This window comes from Modestobacter sp. NPDC049651 (assembly GCF_040659695.1).
Classification (GTDB): Bacteria; Actinomycetota; Actinomycetes; order Mycobacteriales; family Geodermatophilaceae; genus Modestobacter.
In genome coordinates, this window is the sequence record NZ_JBFAOG010000014.1 from 14,021 (window position 1) to 36,381 (window position 22,361).

Below are 22,361 nucleotides of genomic sequence, written 5' to 3' on the forward strand. Positions count from 1 at the left end.
CCACGTGCCGTGCGCGAGGACACCCACCTGTCACCACCCCGTCGTACCGTGGCTGAGGTGACGGACGCCGCACCGCTCGGGACCGCCGAGGTCCCGACTCCCCCTGCTCCGACGACTCTCGGCGAGCTCCGCGCCAGCGGGGCCGCCTTCCGGCCCGTCAAGGCCGAGATCCGCGACAACCTGCTCGCCCGGCTGGCCGCCGGCGAGCCCTCCCTCCCCGGCATCGTCGGCTTCGAGGACACCGTCCTGCCCGAGGTCGAGCGGGCGCTCATCGCCGGCCACGACCTGGTCCTGCTCGGCGAGCGCGGCCAGGGCAAGACCCGGCTGATCCGCACCCTCGTCGGCCTGCTCGACGAGTGGACGCCGGTGCTGGTCGGCAGCGAGCTCAACGAGCACCCGCTCGCCCCGATCAGCGTCTGGGGCCACCGGCAGGTCGCCGAGCACGGCGACGCCGCCCCGGTCGGCTGGCTGCACCGCAGCGAGCGGTTCGGCGAGAAGCTGGCCACCCCGGACACCAGCGTCGGCGACCTGATCGGCGACGTCGACCCGATCAAGGTCGCCGAGGGCCGCACCCTGGGCGACCCGGAGACCGTGCACTACGGCCTGGTGCCGCGCACCAACCGCGGCATCTTCAGCGTCAACGAGCTGCCCGACCTGGCCGAGCGCATCCAGGTGGCGCTGCTCAACGTGCTGGAGGAGCGCGACATCCAGATCCGCGGCTACCGGGTGCGGCTGCCGCTGGACCTGCTGCTGGTGGCCAGCGCGAACCCCGAGGACTACACCAACCGCGGGCGGATCATCACCCCGCTCAAGGACCGGTTCGGCGCCGAGGTGCGCACGCACTACCCGATCGAGCTGCGCGACGAGATCCGGCTGCTGCACCAGGAGGCGCAGACCACCTGGCTCCGGACCGGCGCCGGCCGCGACGAGGGCGCCGGCCTGGACGCCCCCGTGGTGCCCGAGCACCTGGTCGAGATCATCGCCCGGTTCACCCGGCTGGTGCGCGAGTCCAGCCACGTCGACCAGCGGTCCGGCGTCAGCGCCCGGTTCGCCATCGCCGGGCTGGAGACCGTCGCCGCCTCCGCCGTCCGGCGCGCGGCGGTCGCCGGGGAGCCGCGGCCGGTCGCCCGGGTGGTCGACCTGCCCAGCGTCGTCCCGGCGAGCCGGGGCAAGGTCGAGTTCGCCGACGCCGGCAGCGACCCGGACGACGACCGGGAGCTGGAGGTGCTGGCCCACCTGCTGCGCCAGGCCACCGCGCAGACCTTCCGCGCCCGCTGCGGCGGGCTGGACCTCACCGGCCTGCAGGAGCACTTCACCTCCGGTGACACCGTCGAGTCCGGTGACCTGGTGCCGGCCGCGCAGCTGCTCGGCCAGCTCGGCACGGTGCCGAACCTGGCGCAGCTGCTGGGCCGGCTCGGCGTGCCCGAGGGCGAGGAGTCGCCGGAGCAGGCGGCCGCGGCCGTGGAGTTCGCCCTCGAGGGGCTGTACCTCACCCGCCGGCTGGCCAAGGACACCGACGGCGGCCGCACGGTGTACGGGGCCTGAGGTGAGCACCGCGCGCCCCCCGAGGGGCTACCGGTACGGGCGGTGGCGGGGCGGGCCCGACCCGCTCGCGCCGCCCTACGACGTCGCGGCCGCCGTCGACGAGATCGGCGACCAGGTGCTCGCCGGCAGCGGCGTGCGCGAGGCGCTGCGCGACCTGCTCCGCCGCGGCATCGACGGCCGCCGGGGCCTGGACCAGCTGCGCCGCAACGTGCGCGACCGGCTGCGCCAGGCCCGGCAGGCCGGGCGGATGGACGGCACGCTGGAGCAGGTCCGGGAGCTGCTGGACCAGGCGGTGGAGGCCGAGCGGCGCGCGCTGTTCCCCGATCCGGACGACGCCGCCCGGCTGGCCGAGGCCGAGCTGGACGCGCTGCCGCAGGACACCGCGGGCGCCGTCCGGGCGCTCAAGGACCACCAGTGGCGCTCGCCTGAGGGCGAGGCCGCCTACCGGCAGATCGAGGACCTGCTCCGCCAGGAGGTCCTCGACAGCTCCTTCGCCGGCATGAAGCAGGCGCTCCAGGCGATGCAGGACGGCGACGGCGCCGCCATGCAGGCGGTGAAGGACATGGTCGCCGACCTGTCCGCGCTGCTCGACGCGCACAACCGCGGCGAGGACACCGACCAGCAGTTCCGCGACTTCATGGCCGAGCACGGGCAGTTCTTCCCCGACGACCCGCAGTCGGTCGACGAGCTGGTCGACTCGCTGGCCCGTCGCGCCGCCGCGCAGGAGCGGATGCTCGCCGGGATGTCGGCGGACCAGCGGGCCGAGCTGCAGGGCCTGATGGACCAGGTGATGGGCGACCTGGGGCTGCAGAGCGAGATGGCGCACCTCAACGACGCGCTGCGCCAGGCCCGGCCGGACCTCGGCTGGGGGCAGCGCGGCCCGGTGCCCGACGGCGAGCAGCCGCTCGGCATGGGCGACGCCACCAGCGCGGTGGCCGAGCTGGCCGACCTGGAGGCGCTGAGCCAGCAGCTGTCGCAGGGCTACGCCGGCGCCTCGCTGGCCGACGTCGACGAGGAGCTGCTCGAGCAGGCGCTGGGCCGGCCGGCCGTCGACGACCTGCAGGCGCTGCGCCAGCTGGAGCGCGCGCTCGAGCGGCAGGGCTACCTCAACCGCAGCGAGGGCAAGCTCGAGCTCTCCCCCAAGGCCGTCCGCCGGCTCGGCGCCACCGCGCTGCGCCGGGTGTTCGCCCAGCTGGACGCCACCGGCCGCGGCGAGCACGACGTCACCGACGCCGGCGCGGCCGGGGAGCTCACCGGCGGCTCGCGGGAATGGCGGTTCGGCGACGAGCAGCCGCTCGACGTCGTCCGCACCGTGCGCAACGCGGTGCTGCGCACGGCCGGTGAGCCGCGCCCGGACGGCCGGCAGCGGGTGCGGATCGCCGTCGAGGACTTCGAGGTCGTCGAGACCGAGCGCCGCACCGGCGCCGCGGTCGCGCTGCTGGTGGACCTCTCCTACTCGATGGCGCTGCGCGGCACGTGGGGCGCGGCCAAGTCGACGGCGATGGCGCTGCACTCGCTGGTGACCACCCGGTTCCCGCAGGACGCCATCGAGATCATCGGCTTCTCCTCCACCGCGCAGGTGCTCCGCCCGGAGACCCTCGCCGAGCTCAGCGTCGACACGCTGCAGGGCACCAACCTGCAGCACGGGCTGATGCTGGCCCGCCGGTTCCTCGCCCGGCACCGGGACGCCGAGCCGGTGGTGCTGGTGGTCACCGACGGCGAGCCGACCGCGCACCTGGAGGACGACGGGACGCCGTACTTCTGCTGGCCGCCGATGCCGGAGACGATCGCCCGGACCGTCGCCGAGGTCGAGCGGGTGGCCCGGTCCGGCGCCACGCTCAACGTGTTCGCCCTCGACCCCGAGCCGGGGCTGGTCGACTTCGTGCACGAGATCACCCAGCGGGCCGGCGGCCGGGTGTTCACGCCCAGCAGCGACCGGCTCGGCGAGTACGTGGTCGCCGACTACCTGCAGACCCGCCGGGGGCGCCGGCGCTGACCCGCGGCGACCCGGCAGGTGCCGGGTCGCCGCGGCGCGTCGGGGAGGATGGAGCCGTGAGCACCGACGCGGCCCCGGGGACCATCACGATCGAGCGGGTCGACGCCGCGGCCACCTACCCGCTGCGCGCCCAGGAGCTGCGCCAGGGCCGCCCGGTGGAGATCGACGAGGACGACGCCCCGTACACGATCCACCTGGCGGCGGTGCTGGACGGCGACATCGTCGGCGTCGTCCGCTTCCACCCCCGCGACTGCCCGTGGCGGTCGGCGGAGGCCCCGTGGCAGCTGCGCGGCATGGCCACCGACCAGCGGGTGCGCGGGCTCGGCGCGGGCCGGGCGCTGGTCGCCGAGGGGCTGACCCGGATCGCGGCGCTGGGCGGTGACCTGGTGTGGTGCGACGCCCGCAAGGCCGCCGTCGGCTTCTACGAGCGGATCGGGTTCTCCATCGTCACCGACGAGTACGAGCTCACCCCGGTCGGGCTGCACCGCGGCATGCTCATCGAGCTGCCGATCCGCTGATCCCGGCGCCTCGTCCGCGGGGGTGAGAGCGCCACCCCGCGTCCACCGTGGTGTCACCCCCGGTGGCTAGCCTCGGGACGAGGCTCGTCGGCGAGTCGGAGGAGGCACGGACGGTGACGCGAGCGCGCAGGGCACGACGGCTGGTCACCGGGGCGATGTACGGCGGTGGCGGTCTCGGGCTGGCCGGCGCCGGACTGGTCACCCTGGTGCGCGGCGAGGCCCGGCTGGCCCGCCGGCGGGTGGAGGCCAACAAGCACAAGGCCGACCCGCCCACCGGCGACGGCCTCTACGGCGGCGGCCGCGGCACCCCGCTCGTCTTCGTCGTGCTCGGCGACTCCAGCGCGGTCGGCCACGGCGTCGAGAAGTCGAGCCAGACGCCCGGCGTGCTGGTGGCCGCCGGCCTGGCCGAGCTCGCCGAGCGCCCCGTCCGGCTGGTCCGGCTCGCGGTCACCGGCTCGCAGTCCAAGGCCCTCGACGCGCAGGTCGAGCGCGCGCTGGCGGAGCAGCCGGACGTCGCGATGATCATGATCGGCGCCAACGACGTCACCAGCCGGACCAAGCCCGCCGTCTCGGTGCGGCACCTGGCCGAGGCGGTCCGCCGGCTGGTCGGCGCCGGCTGCCAGGTCGTCGTCGGCACCTGCCCGGACCTCGGCACGATCCGGCCGATCAGCCAGCCGCTGCGCTTCCTGGCCCGTCGCTGGAGCCGGCAGCTGGCCGCCGCGCAGACGATCGCGGTGGTCGCCGAGGGCGGCCGCACCGTGTCGCTCGGCGACGTGCTCGGCCCGTCGTTCGCGAAGGACCACACGCTGTTCAGCCGCGACCAGTTCCACCCCTCGGCCGAGGGGTACGCCGCCGCCGCGGCGGTCATGCTGCCCTCGGTCGCCGACGCCCTCGGCGTGTGGCCCGCCTCGGCCGACCGCGGCCTGCGGATGCGCCGGGACACCGTCCGGCCGGTCGCGCAGGCGGCGGCCCGGGCGGCGGGGCGCACCGGCACCGAGGTCCAGGCCACCGAGGTGCGCGGCTCGGACGCCGGCCCGCGCGGCCCGTGGGCGCGGCTGCGCCGCCGGCGGCCGCCGGAGATGCCCAGCCCGGACGCCGCGGTCGAGTCCGCCCGCGAGGCGGAGGCCGCCCGGGAGCAGGGCCGGGCGGGCTGACCGTCGTCGGTGGGACCGGGAGCTACCCGGGGGTAGGTTCGCAGGAGTTCCGACCCCGTCGCCGTCCCCGAGGGCGGTGGCCAGCCTCATCGTGGAGGACCCGTGCCCGAAGCCGTCATCGTCGCCGCCGCCCGCTCGCCGATCGGCCGCGCCTTCAAGGGGTCGCTCAAGGACCTGCGTCCCGACGACCTGACCGCCACCATCGTGCGGGCCGCCCTGGACCAGGTGCCGCAGCTCGACCCCACCGACATCGACGACCTCATGCTCGGCTGCGGCCTGCCCGGCGGTGAGCAGGGCTTCAACATGGCCCGCATCGTCGCCGTCCTCATGGGCATGGACCACCTGCCCGGGACGACGGTCACCCGCTACTGCTCCTCGTCGCTGCAGACCACCCGGATGGCGTTCCACGCGATCAAGGCCGGCGAGGGCGACGTCTTCCTCTCCGCGGGCGTGGAGATGGTGTCGCGGTTCGTGAAGGGCAACTCCGACGCGATCCCGGACACCGAGAACCCGCGCTTCGACACCGCCAAGGCGCGCACGGCGAAGACCGCCGAGAGCGGCGCGGAGACGTGGCGCGACCCGCGCGAGGACGGCGAGCTGCCGGACGGCTACATCGCGATGGGCCAGACCGCGGAGAACCTCGCCCTGCTCAAGGACGTCTCGCGGCAGGAGATGGACGAGTTCGCCGTCCGCTCGCAGAACCTGGCCGAGCAGGCGATCGCCGACGGCTTCTGGGCCCGCGAGATCACGCCGGTGACGCTGCCCGACGGCACGGTGGTCAGCGCCGACGACGGCCCCCGCGCCGGCACCACGCTCGAGGGCATCTCCGGGCTGAAGCCGGTCTTCCGCCCCGACGGCCGGGTGACCGCCGGCAACGCCTGCCCGCTGAACGACGGCGCGGCCGCGCTGGTCGTGATGAGCGACCGCAAGGCGCAGGACCTCGGCCTCACCCCGCTGGCGCGGATCGTCTCCACCGGGGTGACCGGGCTGTCGCCGGAGATCATGGGCTACGGCCCGGTCGCGGCCACCCAGCAGGCGCTGGCCCGGGCCGGGATGAGCATCTCCGACATCGACCTGGTCGAGATCAACGAGGCGTTCGCCGCGCAGGTCATCCCCAGCTACCGCGACCTGGACATCCCGATCGACAAGCTCAACGTGCACGGCGGGGCCATCGCGGTCGGCCACCCGTTCGGCATGACCGGCGCCCGCATCACCGGCACGCTGATCAACGGCCTGCGCACCCGCGACGGCCAGTTCGGCCTGGAGACCATGTGCGTCGGCGGCGGCCAGGGCATGGCGATGGTCATCGAGCGCCTCAGCTGACCTCCACTTCCTGACAGCACCGTGGCCCGGCCCCCTGACGGGGACCGGGCCACGGTGCGTGCGGAGCGGGGGTCAGCTCACTCGCGGAGGTAGCTGAGCAGCCGCAGGATCTCCATGTACAGCCAGATGACCGTGAGCAGCAGGCCGAAGGCGATGTACCAGGCGAACTTCGGCGGGGCGCCGCGGCGGATCGCCTCATCGGCCGAGTCGAAGTCCAGCAGCAGCATGAACGCCGCGATGCCGATCATCAGCAGGCTGAAGCCGATCGCGACCGGCCCGCCGTCCCGGAGACCCAGCGGGTCGCCGGAGGTGAAGATGCCGACCAGGAAGTTGACCAGCAGCAGCACCAGCGCGCCGACGGCGGCACCGATGACCCAGCGGGTCAGCTTCGGGGTGACCCGGACGGCACCGGTCTTGTAGACGACCAGCATGCCGGCGAAGACGCCGAACGTGCCGATGAGCGCCTGCATGACGATGCCGGGGTAGATGGTGTTGAAGGCCTCGCTGATGGCCCCCAGCGCGATGCCGTAGAGGACGCCGTAGGACAGCGTCGCCGCCGGGTTGGCGATCTGCTTGAACGACATCACGAGGCCGAGCACGAAGGCGACGAGGATGGCCGGCACCGCGAGGCCCCAGGCCACCGACTCCGGCAGCAGGACCCAGGTCGCGGCAGCGGACAGCACCGTGACCAGGAAGCTCAGGCCGGTCGCGCGGACGACGTCGTCCATGGTCATGTACGCGGTGCCGCGCGCCGCGTAGGGCGACGGGGCGGAGTACTGGTCGTGCTGGCTGGGCGCCCCGCCGTACGTCTGCTGCGGGCCGGAGCCCCAGCCGCCGTACTGGCCGTTGCCGGCCGCCGGGAACCCCCGGCTGAACGCCGGGTTGCTGCTGGGCATCGTCATCTCCTCGAGGTGACTGGTCGGACCGTGGGGCACGACTCCGCACCCCACGCTGCCGGTTCCAACGCCCCACGGGCCCGGAGCGTTCCGCGGCGCTCCCGGATCACCCGACCGGGCGGGCGCCCCCGTCCTCGCCGTCCCGGGCCTGGAGCCTCCGCTCGTACCGACGGTCGGGCACCAGCCAGACCAATGCCACCAGCGCGTAGGCCGCCACCGCCAGCCAGTGCTCCACGAACGACAGCCCGATCCCCACGGCGTAGAGCGCCGGCGACAGTTTGCCCTTCCGGTCCCGGCCGACCGCCTCCGCCACCAGGGAGGAGCGGCCCTGGTCGCGGATGATGGTCCGCTGCAGGAGGTAGAAGGCGATCGCCGCGGCGAGCAGGACGATGCCGTAGAGGGCGGCGGGGGTGGCAGCGAAGTCGTTCTCCCCCAGCCACGCGGTCGTGTAGGGCGTCAGCGACAGCCAGAACAGCAGGTGCAGGTTGGCCCAGAGGATGCCGCCGTTGACCCGGTGCGTGGCCTGCAGCAGGTGGTGGTGGTTGCTCCAGTAGATGCCGATGTAGACGAAGCTCAGCAGGTAGGACAGCAGGACCGGCCAGGCCTCGTGCAGGGCGGACCAGGTCGTCCCCTCGGGCCGGGGCAGTTCGAGCACCATGACCGTGATGACGATCGCCAGGACGCCGTCGCTGAACGCTTCCATCCGCCCGGTGGACATGCGCGGCACGGTAGGACCGCCCGCCGGGCGGCGGGGCCCCTCGTGCCCCCGGTCGGGTTCGAACCGACACTGTGACCCTTTTAAGGGGCCTGCCTCTGCCGATTGGGCTACGAGGGCTCGAGGCGAACGGTAGTCAGTCCCCCGCGATCTCCTTGGCGCGCGTGAGGACGGCGTCGAGCATCGGCTCGGTGAGCTTCCCGGTGAACGTGTTCTGCTGGCTGACGTGGTAGCTGCCCACCAGGGTCAGCGGCCCGCGCGGACCGGTCAGGGTCACCTCCACGCCGTGGCCGAACGCGGGGCGCGGCCGGGGCAGCGCGTACCCGGCGGCGGCGAGCACCGGCCACAGCGCCGTCCAGCCGAAGCCGCCGAGCACCATGACCACCCGCAGGTCCGGGAGGAGCGCCAGCTCGCGGGCCAGCCACGGCGAGCACGTGTCCCGCTCCTCCGGGGTGGGCGCGTTGGCCGGCGGGGCGCAGCGGACGGCGGCGCACACCCGCACGCCGGTGAGCTCCAGGCCGTCGTCCTTGCTCACCGACGTCGGCTGGTTGGCCAGACCGGCCCGCCACAGCGCGGCGAAGATCCAGTCGCCGCTGCGGTCGCCGGTGAAGACCCGGCCGGTGCGGTTGCCGCCGTGCGCGGCCGGCGCCAGCCCGACGACGGCGATCCGCGCGTCGGCCGGCCCGAGCCCGGGAACCGGCCGGCCCCAGTAGTCCTGGTCGCGGAACGAGGCGCGCTTGACGACGGCGACCTCCTCCCGCCAGGCCACCAGCCGCGGGCAGGCGCGGCAGCCGGAGACCCACTCGTCGAGCACCGGCAGCGCGCGGACCCCGGCCGCGGCCCGGCGGACGCCCGCGGCGGTGCGGGTGACCGGGAACCCGTCGGCGTCGCGGGCCACTAGCCGCGCGCCAGCCGCAGCGCGATCCCGTCGAGGATGTCGTGCTCGCTGACCACGACCTCGTCGAAGTCGAGGGCGTCCATGATCACCCGCAACACCAGCGACCCGGCACCGATGACGTCGACCCGGCCGGGGTGCATCACCGGCATCGCGGCCCGCTGCGCCCGGGTGGCGGTGAGCAGCCCCGCGGTCACCGACCGGACGGCGCCGACCGGGATGCGGGAGCCCTGGATGACGTCGGCGTCGTACTCGGGCAGCCCGAGCGCGAGCGCCGCGACCGTCGTCACCGAGCCGGCCAGCCCGACCAGGGTGACCGCCTCGCGGACCGGCACCGTCCCGGCGACCAGCGCCAGCGCGGCGCGGACGTCGGCCTCGGCCCGCTGCACCTCGTCCGGCGGCGGCGGGTCGCTGTGCAGGTGCCGCTCGGTGAGCCGCACGCAGCCGACGTCGACCGAGCGGGCCGCCCGCACCCCGCCGGCGTCGCCGAGCACGAACTCCGTGGAGCCGCCGCCGATGTCGACGACCAGGTAGGGCGCGCGGGCGCCGGCGGCCAGCGACGCGGTGGCGCCCAGGTAGGACAGCGCCGCCTCCTCGTCGCCGGGGACGACGTCGGGCAGCCGGCCGAGGGTGGCGACCACCATCGACTCGAAGTCCTCCCGGTTGGCGGCGTCCCGGCTGGCGCTGGTGGCGACCATCCGCACCCGCTCGGCGCCCAGCTCGCGCAGCTGCGCGGTGTACTCGGCGAGCACCACGCGGGTGCGCTCGATCGCCTCGGGGGCCAGCCGGCCGGTGGCGTCGACGCCCTGGCCGAGCCGGACGACCTCCATCCGGCGCAGCACGTCGGTGTGCGGGCCCTCCGGGGGCACGTCGGCGACGAGCAGGCGGATGGAGTTGGTGCCGCAGTCGATGGCGGCGACGCGGGTCATCGGGCGCTCTCCCCGGTCTCGGGCTGCGCGCAGGGGCCGGCGGCCCACCACTCCCCCATCCCGGCGACCGCGCGGTCACCGATCGGGTTGACCCCGGGGCCCGCGGCCAGCGCGTGCGCGGCGAGGGCGTGCAGGCACTTGACCCGGTCGGGCATGCCGCCGGCGGTGGCGCGCGTGGGCAGCACGTCCTTGGCGTCGCGCTCGGCCAGGTAGCTCTCGTGCGCGGCGAGGTAGCCGGCGGCCAGCTCCTCGTCGGTGCCGAGCTCGGCCTGCCACTCCTTCATCCGGCCGTCGGACTCCAGCCGGCTGGCCGCGGCCGAGGCGCGCGGGCAGGTCAGGTAGTACAGCGTCGGGAACGGCGTGCCGTCCTCCAGCCGGGGCGAGGTCTCGACGACGTCGGGCTGGCCGCAGGGGCAGCGGTGCGCGACACCGGTCAGCGCCCGCGGCGGCCGGCCGAGCTGGCGCGCGACGACCGCCCGGTCCTCAGGGGTGACGGGGGTGGAGCTCACCCGGGAAGTGTGCGGGAGCCGCTAGCGGCCGGCGTCCGCGGGGTCGCCGTCCGCGCCGGCGACCGAGCCGAGCAGCCCCTCGTACCAGGGGACGTCCTCCTTCCCGGCGGTGCCGGCGGCGGGTGCTGCGGCGGAGTCGCCGGCGTCCCCGGCGTCGCCGACGACGACGAGCCGGTCACCGGGCAGCACGTAGGTGAGCCGCTGCCGGGCCTGCTGGGCGATGTAGGCCGGGTCGGACTGCCGGTCCAGCTGCGCCTGCAGCGCGGCGGCGCGGTCGGCGAGCTGGTCGTGCTCGGCGGCGAGCTCGGCGAGCTGCTGGCGGCCGGCCACGTACTGACGGATCGGCCCGGCGAGGGTCAGCGCCAGCAGCAGCACCAGCACCCCGAGCAGCACGGCCCGCCCGGTGAAGCGGGGGGTGCGGGCGGCGGCCGCGGCGGCCCGCGGCCCGCTGCGCGTGCGCCGGCGCCCGGGGCGGGCGTCGGCGGTCGCGCGGGCACCGGCCCGCACCGGGCGCGACGAGGTCCGGCGGCGGGTGCCACCGGGCCGGCCGCGCCGGGTGCGGGCGGTGCTCATGCGGGTGCTGCCCGTCAGCCCTGGCGGGCGGCCAGGCGCGGGAAGGCGGCGGCGCCGGCGTAGCGCGCGGCGTCGTCCAGCTCCTCCTCGATGCGCAGCAGCTGGTTGTACTTGGCGACGCGCTCGCTGCGGGCCGGGGCACCGGTCTTGATCTGACCGCAGTCCAGCGCGACCGCGAGGTCGGCGATGGTGGTGTCCTCGGTCTCGCCGGAGCGGTGGCTCATCATCGAGCGGTAGCCGCTGCGGTGGGCCAGGTTGACCGCGTCGAGGGTCTCGGTCAGCGTGCCGATCTGGTTGACCTTGACCAGCAGCGCGTTGGCCGCGCCGCGCTCGATGCCGTCGGCCAGCCGGGCCGGGTTGGTGACGAACAGGTCGTCGCCGACGAGCTGCACGCGGTCGCCGAGCGCCTGGGTGAGCGACACCCAGCCGGTCCAGTCCTCCTCCGACAGCGGGTCCTCGATCGAGACGATCGGGTAGGCGTCGACCAGCCCGGCGTAGTACTCGGTGAGGGCGTCGGCCGAGAGCGTCTTGCCCTCGAACGCGTAGCCGGCCTCGCTGTGGAACTCGGTGGCGGCGACGTCCAGGGCGAACGCGATGTCGGTGCCCACGGTGTAGCCGGCCTTGTCCACGGCCTCGGCGATGAGGTCGAGGGCGTCGCGGTTGCTCGGCAGGTCGGGGGCGAAGCCGCCCTCGTCGCCCAGGCCGGTCGACAGCCCGCGCTTCTTCAGCACCGACTTCAGCGCGTGGTAGGTCTCGGTGCCCACCGACAGCGCCTCGGCGAAGGTCGCCGCGCCGATCGGGGCGATCATGAACTCCTGCACGTCGACGTTGCTGTCGGCGTGGGCGCCACCGTTGAGGATGTTCATCATCGGCACCGGCAGCAGGTGCGCCGCGGGACCGCCGATGTAGCGGAAGAGGGGCAGGCCGGCGGACTCCGCCGCGGCCTTGGCGACCGCGAGGCTGACGCCGAGGACGGCGTTCGCGCCGAGCCGCTCCTTGTTGGGGGTGCCGTCGAGGTCGAGGAGGCGCTGGTCGATCAGCCGCTGCTCGGCGGCGTCGTAGCCGACGAGCTCCGGGCCGATGACGTCGAGCACGTTGTCGACGGCCTGGGTCACGCCCTTGCCGTTGTAGCGGTCGCCGCCGTCGCGGAGCTCCACCGCCTCGAAGGCACCGGTGGAGGCGCCGCTGGGGACCGCGGCACGGGTGATCGTCCCGTCGTCGAGGGCGACCTCGACCTCCACGGTGGGGTTGCCGCGCGAGTCGAGGATCTCCCGCGCACCTACTGCGTCGATGCTGGCCACGGCCTGCAGCCTAGTCAGCACCCTCGCCCGCCGTGGACACCGCGCCGGGCCACCCCGCCCTGCCTGGGACGATGGACGGCGATGAGCACCCCGCCCCTCCCCCGGCCGCACTCCCGCGCCGTCCGGCAGCTGCTGCTCGGGCTGGTGCCGGTGCTCGTGGTCGGCGCCGTGCTGCTGGTCGCCGTCGGGCTTCGGGTGGGCGGCGCCCGCGCCCCGCTGGCGGCCGCCACGGCCACCGCGACGGCCACCGTCGACGGCGAGCGGTCCGGCGACCGGGTGCTGGTCGTCCGGTTCCCCGGGACGGACGGCGAGCAGCGCACCGGCCGGATCGAGCTGACCCGCGCGCAGGACGTGCCCGACGGCGCGCAGCTGCCCGTGCAGTACGACCCCGACCGCCCCGCCGGCGGCACCCAGCCGGTCTACGCGGACGGCGACCGGGCGCACGCCGCGGTGGCCGGGGCGGTGTTCGGCCTGGTCGCGGTGGGGGCCGTGGTGCTCGTCGTGGCCGTGCTCACCGGGCTGCGGCTGCTCGGGCGGCCCCGGCTGCGGCGGCGTCCGGCGTCCCGGCTCGCCGCCACCCACGTCGTCCAGCGGCAGGGCCTGCTGGTGCGCAGCTGGCTGGAGCTGACCACCCCTGCGGGGGTGCGCCGGGTGCCGGTGCACTGGGCGCCGGAGCTGGAGCGGCTGGCCCCGGGCACCCGGATCGAGGTGCGCGGCGACCCGGCCCGCGACCGGCTGGTGCTGCCGGTCGTCGACGGCGCCGAGCTGTGGCCCTCGGGCCGGGTGCGCGACCGCGCGCCGCGCGGTGAGGTGCGGCAGGCCGCGGTCGACGCGTCCGCCGGCGACGTCGGGCTCGCGCGGCAGGCCCGGGCGGACGGCGTCCTGGTGGTGCTCGCCCCGGTGCTCGGGCTGCTGTGGGCCTACGTCGACGGCAGCGGGCTGGCCGGGTTCGCGGTGGCGACGGCGCTGTCGGGGACCGTGCTGTTCTGGCTGCCGCAGCTGCTCGGCTCCGACCCCCGCGCCACCAGCCGCGCCGCCTAGCGGGCCGCGGCGGCGGCGTCCAGCTCGCCGGCGTAGCGGCGGACCGCCTCGCGCAGCGCGTCCTCGACGTCCCAGCCGCGCTGCTCCGCGGCGACGACCACGCCCAGCAGCCGCTCCCCCAGCGCCTCGGGGCTGTCGACGGTCAGCTCGCCGGGCGGCGGCGTGGGCAGCCCGGCGCGCGTGGCCCGGCGGGCCAGCGCGGCGCCCCACGAGGTGGCCGGCTGCGACCGGGAGACGCCCTCCGTGGGCGACCGGCGCTGCTTCTCGGCCTTCTTGATCTCCTCCCAGCCGGCCTCGACCCCCGCGACGTCGAGAGGTGCCCGGCCCGGTACGCGATCGCCGAACACGTGCGGGTGCCGGCGGACGAGCTTGTCGACCAGCTCCCCGGCCACGTCGTCGACGTCGAAGCCGCGGTCCCCGGCCTCCTGCGCGACGCGGGCGTGGAAGACGACCTGCAGCAGCACGTCGCCGAGCTCCTCGCGCATCGCCACCGGGTCCTCGTCGACGATCGCGTCGTAGGCCTCGTGCGCCTCCTCCAGGAGGTAGCCGCGCAGCGAGGAGTGGGTCTGCTCGGCGTCCCAGGGGCAGCCGCCGGGTGAGCGCAGCCGGTCCATCACCGCGACGACGTCCAGCAGCCGCGCGCCGGCCGGCTCGGGGGCGCCGTCGACCCGGGGCACCACGCCGAACCCGGCCGCCTCGTCGGGACTGGCCAGCAGCACGGTGTCGGCGACCGGCGCCGCGGCGGTGGCCGCCTCGGCCGGGTCGGCGACGTCGGTGACCGGCTCACCGGCTGCCCGCAGCGCGGCGGCGGTGGCGGCGGCGCCGGGCAGCGCGAGCACCAGCGGCGCGGTGCTCACCGCCCGCCAGCCCGACGGGCCGAGCAGTCCGGGGAGGCGGGGGCTGACGGTGACGAGCAGCGCGACGGGCACCCGCCCATTGTGGCGGAGTCCCAGCGCATCGTTCTCCGAGCGCTGGGACTCCGCTCAGGCGGCGACGGGCTGCGCGAGCACCGAGGTGAGCAGCGAGTGCAGGTTCTCCAGCAGCGCGACGTCCCGCAGCGGCGTCCGCCGGTCCGGGCCCAGCGGCACCTTCAGCGAGATGGTGCGCACCGCCGACTTGTAGCTCGCCCCGTCGGCCAGCCGGGACAGCCGCATCTGCTTGCTCTCCGGCAGGTCGACCGGCCCGACCCGGATGGTGCGGCCCTGCAGCGACACCTCGGTGATGCCCAGCGCCCGCATCGCGGCCCGGAACCGGGCCACCGCCAGCAGGTTGAGCACCGGCGCGGGGGCGGCGCCGTAGCGGTCGGTGAGCTCGTCGAGCACGGCCTGCGCCTGGTCGTCGTCCTGCACCGCGGCGACCTTGCGGTAGGCCTCCATCCGCAGCCGCTCGCCGGGCACGTAGTCGTGCGGCAGGTGCGCGTCGACCGGGAGGTCCACCCGGACGTCGACCGGCTCGGCTGGTGCCTCCTCGCCGCTGATCTGCGCCCGGTAGTCGGTGACCGCCTCGCCGACCAGCCGCACGTACAGGTCGAACCCGACGCCGGCGATGTGCCCGGACTGCTCACCGCCCAGCAGGTTGCCCGAGCCGCGGATCTCCAGGTCCTTCATCGCCACCGCCATGCCGGCCCCCAGGTCGGTGTTGTGCGCGATGGTGGTGAGCCGGTCGACCGAGGTCTCGGTCAGCGGCCGCGACGGGTCGTAGGTGAAGTACGCGTACGCCCGCTCGCGGCCACGGCCGACGCGGCCGCGGATCTGGTGCAGCTGGGAGAGGCCGAAGGTGTCGGCGCGGTCGACGATCAGGGTGTTGGCGTTCGGGATGTCCAGGCCGGACTCGACGATGGTCGTGGCGACCAGGACGTCGTACTCCTTCTCCCAGAAGCCGACCATGACCTTCTCGAGCTCGTGCTCGTGCATCTGGCCGTGGCCGATGGCCACCCGCGCCTCGGGCACCAGCCGGCGGATCTTCGCCGCCGCCTTGTCGATCGACTGCACCCGGTTGTGGATCACGAAGACCTGGCCGTCGCGCAGCAGCTCGCGGCGGATCGCCGCGGCCATCTGCTTGTCCTCCCAGGCGCCCACGTAGGTGAGCACCGGGTGCCGCTCCTCCGGGGGCGTGAGGATCGTCGACATCTCCCGGATGCCGGTCAGCGACATCTCCAGGGTGCGCGGGATCGGCGTCGCCGACATCGACAGGACGTCGACCGACGTCCGCATCGTCTTCAGGTACTCCTTGTGCTCGACGCCGAAGCGCTGCTCCTCGTCGACGATGACCAGGCCCAGGTCCTTGAACCGGGTGGTCGGCTGCAGCAGCCGGTGGGTGCCGACGAGCACGTCGATCTCCCCGGCGGCGAGCTTGCGCAGCGTCTCGTCGCTCTCGGACTTCGACTGGAACCGCGACAGCACCGCGACCGTCACCGGGAACTGCGCGAACCGCTCGGAGAACGTCTTGAAGTGCTGGTTGGCCAGCAGCGTCGTCGGCACCAGGACGGCGACCTGCTTGCCGTCCTGCACCGCCTTGAACGCAGCGCGGACGGCGATCTCGGTCTTCCCGTAGCCGACGTCGCCGCAGATGATCCGGTCCATCGGGACCGGGTTCTGCATGTCGGTCTTCACCTCGTCGATGGCGGCGAGCTGGTCGGGCGTCTCCTGGAACGGGAAAGCGTCCTCCAGCTCCCGCTGCCAGACGGTGTCCGGGCCGAAGGCGTGGCCCTGGGTCGCCATCCGGGCCGAGTACAGCCGGATCAGCTCCGCGGCGATCTGCTTGACCGCCTTGCGGGCGTTGCTCTTGGTCTTCGCCCAGTCGGCGCCGCCGAGCTTCGACAGCGCGGGGGCCTCGCCGCCGACGTAGCGGGTGAGCTGGTCGAGGGCGTCGGTGGGCACGAACAGCCGGTCCGGCGGCTGGTTCCGCTTGCCCGGCGCGTACTCGACGATCAGGTAGTCGCGCTGACCACCGTGCACGGTGCGGCTGACCATCTCCACGTACCGGCCGATGCCGTGCTGCTCGTGGACGACGAGGTCGCCGGGCTGCAGCTGCACCAGGTCGACGGCGTTGCGCCGCCGGGCCGGCATCTTCTGCGCGTCGCGCATCGAGGTGCCGCGCTGGCCGGTGAGGTCCCACTCGGTGAGCACCGCGAGGCCCGCGCCCGGGAACGCGAAGCCGGCCTCGAACTGGCCCTGGGTGACGTGCGCGAGGCCGGCCTCCGGCGGGGTCTCGACGCCGGGCACCAGCCGGGCGCCGAGGTCGGCCTCGGTGAGCTGGTCGGCGGCGCGCTGCGCGGGGCCGGGCCCGGCGAAGGTGAGGACGACGCGCCAGCCGTCGCGGGCCCAGCTGCGCAGCTGCTCGAACGCCTTCGCCTGGTCGCCGTGGTACCGCTCGACGGCGGTGGCCTCCAGCGCGACGTGCTCCTCGTCGTCCTCGACGGCCAGGGTGAACGCGCCCGTGGTCCACCAGGGCAGGCCGCGGGTGCGGGCGGCGGTCTCGACGTCGGCGAGGTCGCGGAAGGAGGAGGCGCCGAGGTCGATCGGCGCCTGGCCGGCCTCGGCGGCGGTTGCCCAGGAGGCGGCGAGGAACTCCTCGGCGGTGCGCACCAGGTCCGCGGCGCGGCTGCGCACCCGCTCCGGGTCGCAGACCAGCACGTGCGTGCCGCGCGCGACCAGGTCGGTGAGCAGCTCCATGGCCCCGCTCTGCTGTCCACCCGCCCCGTCCACCCCCACGAGCACCGGGGTGAGCGACTCCATGCCCTCGACGGCGATGCCCTCGGCGAGCTTGTCCAGCACCTCGGCGAGCTCGGGGTGCTCCACGGCCAGCGCGCGGGCCCGCTCGCGCACCGCGTCGGTGAGCAGCAGCTCGCGGCAGGGCGGCGCCCACATCCGCTCCGGGCGCTCGTCGAGGGAGCGCTGGTCGGCGGCGGAGAAGTACCGCAGCTCGTCGACCTCGTCGCCCCAGAACTCCACGCGCACCGGGTGCGGCTCGGTCGGCGGGAAGACGTCGAGCAGGCCACCGCGGACGGCGAACTCGCCGCGCTTCTCGACCAGCTCCACGCGGGTGTAGGCGGCGTCGGCGAGCGCGCGGGCGACGTCCTCCAGGTCGGCGGACTGGCCGGGGCGCAGCTCGACCGGGGTCAGCTCGCCGAGCCCGGGGGCCAGCGGCTGCAGCACGCTGCGCACCGGCGCGACGAGCACGTCGATGCCGGCGCCCTCGGCCGGGTGGGCCAGGTCGCGCAGCACGGCGAGCCGGCGGCCGACGGTGTCCGCGCGCGGGGAGAGCCGCTCGTGCGGCAGCGTCTCCCAGGCCGGGAACACCTCGACCCGGCGGTCGGGGACGAAGCAGCGCAGCTGGTCGGCGACCGCGTCGGCGTCCCGCTCGCCGGCGGTGACCACCAGCACGGGCACGCCCGCACCGGGCCGGTCCGCGGCCAGCGCCGCGGCCACCAGCGGCTGCACGGACGGGGGTGCGGTGACCGCCAGGGACGCCCGACCGGCCCGCGACACCACCTCGGCCATCCCGCGGTCGGTGAGGACGACGTCGAGCACGCCGCGCAAGGTCACGCTGGTATCACTCCTGGGTGGTGGGGCCCGCTTCCGGCGCGCGGGGTGCACGCAGGGCCTCGTCCCAGGTTAACCGCACGGCGGGCGCCGCGTCGGGCCGTCAGGAGGAGGCGAGGGCCACCTGCGGCCGGCCGTCCAGCGTGGCCAGCGCCTTGCGCAGCATCGTGCTGGAGGTGTGCATCGTGTACGGGAAGTAGTGCACCCGGACGCCGACGGCGCCGAAGTCGCGCTCGAGCCGGTCGCCCTTGGCGGTGCCCCGCCAGTCGTCGCCCTTGAAGATGACGTCGAAGCCCAGCTCGCGCCAGGTGTCGATCTTGTCGGGGACGACCTCGGCGTGCACCTGGTCGACGAACCGCAGGTTGCGCACGATCTCCATGCGCTCGGCCAGCGGCACGACCGGGCGGCGGCCCTTGGTCAGCTCCAGCACCTCGTCGGAGACGACGCCGGCGATGAGGTGGTCGCAGTGCTCGGCGGCGTGCTTGAGCACGTTGAGGTGCCCGATGTGGAACAGGTCGTAGGCCCCCGGCGCGTACCCGATCACGGTCATGGTGGCCTCCCGGTCCGTTCCGCGGGCTGCGCCCGCCGCTGCGACCACGCAGGGTGACGCCGGGGCTGTCGGAGCCGCCGGACCGGCGTGGTCGTTGCCGAGTGAACCGGCCGATCGGTGACGGAGCGTCATGCACGAGGGCTGGTTCACCCCATCGGGCGCCCGCGGCGGCCCCTCCGGGTGACGCCGCGGGGCCGGCGGTCCGGTGGTCGCCCGGCCGGGTGCTCGGGGCACCCGCACGGGTGAGCGCGCCCGGTGAGCGCTGGCTGCGGCGCTGCCGCCGCCTCGATGATCAACGGGACATCACGGGTGGGACGGCGGACCGGCCGCCCGCGGCGCGGGGAGCGCGCCGCGCGGCCGCCCCGCCACGGCGGGAGCGGACTACATGGAACTCAGGGACTACATCGCCGCGCTGCGCCGGCACTGGCGCGCCGGGGCCGGCACCCTGCTCGTCTGCGTGCTGGCCGCCGTGGCCGTGGTGCTGGTCGCGCCCCGCAGCTGGTCGGCCACCGCGCAGGTGTTCGTGAGCGGCAGCTCGGCGCAGGGCGCCAGCAACCCGCAGTTCGTGGCGCAGCGGGTGAAGAGCTACCCCGACGTCGCCGACAGCGCGACCGTGCTGGCGCCGGCCGCCCGCGACCTGGACCTCGGCCTGAGCGTGCACCAGCTGCGCGCCGCCGTCTCCGCGGTCAACCCCGCCGACACCTCGCAGATCAACATCGTGGCCACCAGCGACGACCCGGACGACGCCGCGGCGATCGCCAACGCCGTCGCCGAGCGGTTCACCTCCGCCGTCGAGGAGCTGGAGAAGCCCGCGAAGGGCGACTCGCCGGTCAACCTGACCGTCACCAACCCCGCCACCGCCCCGGGCAGCCCCACGACGCCGCAGGTCGTGCCCACCCTCGCGCTCGGCCTCGTCGTCGGCCTGTTCCTCGGCCTGGCGATCGCGATCGTGCGCAGCCGCGTCGACCCGACCGTGCACGACGAGGCGGGCATCCGGGACGCCTGGGGCCCGGACGCCGGGCTGACCGTGCTGGGCACGCCGGGCGGCGCCCGCGCCGGATCGCTCAGCGGCCGGCCCGCCGCGACGCTGGCCCGCCGGCTGGACCTGCTCGGCGACGAGCGGCCCGCCGCGGTGCTGGTGCTCAGCCCCGCGCCGGGCGAGCGGGCCGCCGCCGCGGCGTTCGCCGGCGAGCTGACCGGGGAGCTCACCGGCCGCGGCGTGCCGCTGGACGTCGCCGTCGCCGAGCCGCAGGCCGCGCTGTCGACCTGGCGCCGGGCGGCCGCCGAGGGGCACCGCGTGGTGCTCGTCGTGCCTGCCGGCCGGGTGGTCGCCGCCGACCTGGGCGAGATCCGCACGCTGCTGGACGAGGTCGGCGCCACGGTGCTGGCCGTCGTCCTCACCTCCGCTCCCGGGCGGGGCCGCACGGCCGCGCCGGTGAGCACCCCGTCGGCCGGCGCCGGCGCGGCCCGGGTGCCCGCACCGCGGCCGGGTCAGCCGCCGCTGCCCGCCGGCCGCCGGTGACCGCGGCGCCGGTGGCCCCGGCGCCGGCGACCGCGGCGCCGTCCCTGCCGGAGACCGTCACCGCTCCCCCGCGGGACGCCGCCCGCACCGCGGTCGTGCTGCTGCTGGTGGCCAGCACCGTGGGCTGGCGCCGCGGCGAGTACTTCGCCGGCTCCGTCGACCCGGTCGTCGCGGCCAAGGGGCTGCTGAGCCTGCTCGCGCTGGCCGGTGCGTTCGCGCTGGCCACCTCCGGCCCGCCGCGCCGGCTCGGCACCGGTTCGGTGTGGTTCCTCGCGGTGCTGCTCTCCGGTTCGGTGCTCGGCGCGCTCACCCACGGCACGCTGGTGGCCAGCACGCTGGTCGCCGTCCGGGTGGCCGTGCTGGCCACGACCGTCCTGCTGCTGCTGCGCGCGTCGACGACCGGGCAGTTCTTCCGTTCGCTGAGCTGGGCCTGCGGTGCGGTCGGGTTGGTCGCCGCGGTCACCGGGCTGCCGTCGCTGTCGACCGGCCGGCTGGCCGGCGGGGTGCCGCCGCTGAGCCCCAACGAGCTGGCGCTGCTGGGCGGGGTCGTCGTCGCCCACACCGCCTGGCGGACCGTGCTCGGCGAGGCCGGCTGGCGCAGCGCGCTGGCCGGGATCGGCGCGCTCGCCGTCATCTGGGAGACCGGTTCGCGCACCGGGCTGCTCATGCTGCTCGTCGGCGTGGCGGTCACCGGGCTGCACCTGCGGCGGGCGCGGGTGGGGCTGGTGGTCACCGGGCTGCTGCTCGCCGGGCTGGGCGTGCTGGGCGTCGTGGGCACCGGCGCCGTGTCCGGTTTCGCGGAGCGCGGCGGCGACGGCACGAGCACCCTGCAGTCCCGCTTCATCGCCTGGCGCGCCTCGCTGAGCTGGGCGCACTCGGTCTGGCAGCAGGTGCTCGGCGGCGGGCTGTCGGTCAAGGAGATCCCGGTCAAGGGCCAGTGGTGGCACACCCAGCCGCTGGACAGCAGCTGGGTCTCCGCGCTCGTGCAGACCGGCGCGCTCGGCCTGGTCGTGGCGGCGGTCTGGGTGCTGTGGGCGCTGCGCGGCGCCTGGCACGCACCGCGGCCGCAGCGCGCGCTGCTGCTGGGGCTGCTGGTCTACCTGCTCGGCCGCAGCGTGCTGGAGAGCGGGCTGTTCGACGCCACCCCGGCCTTCCTCGCCTTCTTCGCCGCATCGCTGCTGTGCGAGGGCGCGTCGCGCGAGCGGCTCGCCGACGACCTGCGCTCCGACCCGATCGCCGCGCCGTCCCCTGCAAGGAGCCCCTCGTGAAGGTCCTCTTCGACGCCTACTGGTGGGTCGACGGCCAGCCCTCCGGCCGCCGGGTGGTCGACTCGTTCGTCCGCACCTGGGCGCGCTGCTTCCCGGACGACGAGCTGACCGCCGCGGTGCCGCAGGCGCACCTGGCGCGCGCCCGCGAGCTGGCCGGGGACCTGCCGGTCGCGCTGCGGCCGCTGCGGCTCTCACCGCAGGGGCTGAGCGCGATGCTGGAGCTCGGCGGGGTCGCCGACGCGGTGGGCGCGGACGTCGTGATCGGGCAGAACTACACGCCGCTGCGCACCCGCGCGCTGCGCGCGACGTTCGTGCACGACCTGATGTTCGACGAGCACCCGGAGTTCTTCAGCCGCACCGAGCGGGCGTACTTCGCCGGCATGCCGTTCTCGGCGCGGGCGGCGGACCTGGTGCTCACCTCGACCGCCGCCGAGGCGGCGCGGATCGCCCGCTTCCGGCCGCGGCTGGCCGACCGGGTGCGCCCGGTGGGGCTGAGCGTGCCGGAGTCGTTCGCCACCCGGACGGCGGCCGACCCGGACCTCGGGCTGACCGCGGGGCGGTTCCTGCTGTGCGTCGGCCGGCTGAACGTGCGCAAGAACGTGACCCGGCTGGTCGAGGCGCTGCTGGCCGCCGACCTGCTCACCCCCGAGGCGCCGCTGGTGGTCGTCGGTGAGCCGGACGGCGTGGCGATCGCCCGCACCGACCCGGGCGACGGCCGCGTGCGGTTCGTCGGCGGGGTCGACGACAGCGCGCTGACCTGGCTGTACGAGAACTGCCGGCTTTTCGTGTTCCCGTCGCTGGACGAGGGGTTCGGGCTGCCGGTCGTGGAGGCGGCGCTGTCGCGGGCGCCGATGGTGCTCAGCGACATCCCGGCGTTCCGCGAGCTCGCCCCGGCGGCCGCGTTCTTCGACCCGACCGACCCGGCGTCGATCGCCGCCGCCGTCGGCGCGGAGCTGGCCGGTCCGCCGAGCCCGAGCCCGCAGGTCGACGTCCCGACCTGGCCGGAGGTGGTCGGCCGGATCCGCGCCGCCGTCGCCGACCTGGTGCCCGCCCGCGTCTGACCCGCGGCCGGGCCGCCGGGC

Annotated in this window: 19 protein-coding genes and 1 tRNA gene; 9 read left to right on the forward strand and 11 right to left on the reverse strand. The window is 75.5% G+C overall.

What is annotated here, in order from left to right:
- Positions 1-57: 57 nt before the first annotated feature.
- From AB0J00_RS17160 to AB0J00_RS17180, 5 genes are all read left to right on the forward strand, one after another.
- A complete protein-coding gene (locus AB0J00_RS17160; protein ID WP_357746872.1) occupies positions 58-1,545 on the forward strand; it encodes a sigma 54-interacting transcriptional regulator in 1,488 nt (495 codons plus the stop codon).
- A gap of 1 nt (position 1,546) precedes the next feature.
- Entirely contained in the window at positions 1,547-3,541 is a 1,995-nt protein-coding gene (locus AB0J00_RS17165; RefSeq protein WP_357746875.1) for a VWA domain-containing protein, read from the forward strand.
- 56 nt (positions 3,542-3,597) lie between these two features.
- Positions 3,598-4,059, forward strand: coding sequence for a GNAT family N-acetyltransferase (locus AB0J00_RS17170; protein WP_357746877.1), 462 nt, complete (start codon positions 3,598-3,600; stop codon positions 4,057-4,059).
- Positions 4,060-4,172: 113 nt separating this feature from the next.
- The gene (locus AB0J00_RS17175; RefSeq protein ID WP_357746880.1) at positions 4,173-5,213 is read left to right on the forward strand and encodes an SGNH/GDSL hydrolase family protein; all 1,041 of its coding nucleotides are present in this window, start codon (positions 4,173-4,175) and stop codon (positions 5,211-5,213) included.
- Between the two features lie 102 nt (positions 5,214-5,315).
- Positions 5,316-6,536 (forward strand): acetyl-CoA C-acetyltransferase, encoded by a 1,221-nt coding sequence (locus AB0J00_RS17180; RefSeq protein WP_357746883.1) that lies wholly within the window; start codon positions 5,316-5,318, stop codon positions 6,534-6,536.
- Between the two features lie 77 nt (positions 6,537-6,613).
- On the opposite strand, the gene AB0J00_RS17185 is transcribed toward AB0J00_RS17180, so the two are convergent.
- From AB0J00_RS17185 to eno, 8 genes are all read right to left on the reverse strand, one after another.
- Complete coding sequence (locus AB0J00_RS17185) at positions 6,614-7,432, reverse strand: Bax inhibitor-1/YccA family protein (RefSeq protein WP_357746885.1); 819 nt, start codon at positions 7,430-7,432, stop codon at positions 6,614-6,616.
- A gap of 106 nt (positions 7,433-7,538) precedes the next feature.
- A complete protein-coding gene (locus AB0J00_RS17190) occupies positions 7,539-8,150 on the reverse strand; it encodes a TMEM175 family protein (RefSeq protein WP_357746888.1) in 612 nt (203 codons plus the stop codon).
- 43 nt (positions 8,151-8,193) lie between these two features.
- Positions 8,194-8,267: transfer RNA gene (locus AB0J00_RS17195), tRNA-Leu, on the reverse strand.
- A gap of 16 nt (positions 8,268-8,283) precedes the next feature.
- A complete protein-coding gene (locus tag AB0J00_RS17200) occupies positions 8,284-9,045 on the reverse strand; it encodes a uracil-DNA glycosylase (protein ID WP_357746891.1) in 762 nt (253 codons plus the stop codon).
- Positions 9,045-9,971: a Ppx/GppA phosphatase family protein gene (locus tag AB0J00_RS17205; RefSeq protein ID WP_357746894.1), complete on the reverse strand. Its 927-nt coding sequence runs from the start codon at positions 9,969-9,971 to the stop codon at positions 9,045-9,047. Before AB0J00_RS17205 ends, AB0J00_RS17200 begins: the two co-directional genes overlap by 1 nt.
- Complete coding sequence (locus AB0J00_RS17210; protein ID WP_357746897.1) at positions 9,968-10,480, reverse strand: DUF501 domain-containing protein; 513 nt, start codon at positions 10,478-10,480, stop codon at positions 9,968-9,970. Before AB0J00_RS17210 ends, AB0J00_RS17205 begins: the two co-directional genes overlap by 4 nt.
- Before the next feature lie 21 nt (positions 10,481-10,501).
- On the reverse strand, positions 10,502-11,053 hold the full coding sequence (locus AB0J00_RS17215; protein ID WP_357746898.1) for a septum formation initiator family protein: 552 nt from the start codon (positions 11,051-11,053) through the stop codon (positions 10,502-10,504).
- A 14-nt stretch (positions 11,054-11,067) separates the two neighbouring features.
- On the reverse strand, positions 11,068-12,375 hold the full coding sequence (gene eno, locus AB0J00_RS17220; RefSeq protein WP_357746900.1) for a phosphopyruvate hydratase: 1,308 nt from the start codon (positions 12,373-12,375) through the stop codon (positions 11,068-11,070).
- 60 nt (positions 12,376-12,435) lie between these two features.
- Here eno and AB0J00_RS17225 point away from each other — a divergent pair, with 60 nt between their 5' ends.
- Positions 12,436-13,395: a DUF3592 domain-containing protein gene (locus tag AB0J00_RS17225; protein WP_357746903.1), complete on the forward strand. Its 960-nt coding sequence runs from the start codon at positions 12,436-12,438 to the stop codon at positions 13,393-13,395.
- On the opposite strand, the gene AB0J00_RS17230 is transcribed toward AB0J00_RS17225, so the two are convergent.
- The 3 genes from AB0J00_RS17230 to AB0J00_RS17240 all read right to left on the reverse strand — a co-directional run bounded on the left by AB0J00_RS17230 (position 13,392) and on the right by AB0J00_RS17240 (position 18,489).
- Positions 13,392-14,324 carry a MazG family protein gene (locus AB0J00_RS17230; protein ID WP_357746906.1) on the reverse strand — a complete coding sequence of 311 codons (933 nt, stop codon included), beginning with the start codon at positions 14,322-14,324 and terminating at the stop codon, positions 13,392-13,394. The genes AB0J00_RS17225 and AB0J00_RS17230 overlap by 4 nt on opposite strands.
- Positions 14,325-14,378: 54 nt before the next feature.
- Entirely contained in the window at positions 14,379-17,942 is a 3,564-nt protein-coding gene (mfd, locus tag AB0J00_RS17235; protein ID WP_357746908.1) for a transcription-repair coupling factor, read from the reverse strand.
- A 100-nt stretch (positions 17,943-18,042) separates the two neighbouring features.
- Positions 18,043-18,489, reverse strand: coding sequence for an adenylyltransferase/cytidyltransferase family protein (locus AB0J00_RS17240; protein ID WP_357746910.1), 447 nt, complete (start codon positions 18,487-18,489; stop codon positions 18,043-18,045).
- Positions 18,490-18,874: 385 nt separating this feature from the next.
- On the opposite strand from AB0J00_RS17240, the gene AB0J00_RS17245 reads away from it, so the two are divergent.
- The 3 genes from AB0J00_RS17245 to AB0J00_RS17255 are packed head-to-tail and all read left to right on the forward strand — an operon-like array spanning position 18,875 to position 22,340.
- A complete protein-coding gene (locus tag AB0J00_RS17245; RefSeq protein WP_357746912.1) occupies positions 18,875-20,011 on the forward strand; it encodes a Wzz/FepE/Etk N-terminal domain-containing protein in 1,137 nt (378 codons plus the stop codon).
- A complete protein-coding gene (locus AB0J00_RS17250) occupies positions 20,008-21,279 on the forward strand; it encodes a hypothetical protein (protein ID WP_357746914.1) in 1,272 nt (423 codons plus the stop codon). Before AB0J00_RS17245 ends, AB0J00_RS17250 begins: the two co-directional genes overlap by 4 nt.
- Positions 21,276-22,340: a glycosyltransferase family 1 protein gene (locus AB0J00_RS17255; RefSeq protein ID WP_357746915.1), complete on the forward strand. Its 1,065-nt coding sequence runs from the start codon at positions 21,276-21,278 to the stop codon at positions 22,338-22,340. Before AB0J00_RS17250 ends, AB0J00_RS17255 begins: the two co-directional genes overlap by 4 nt.
- Positions 22,341-22,361: the final 21 nt, after the last annotated feature.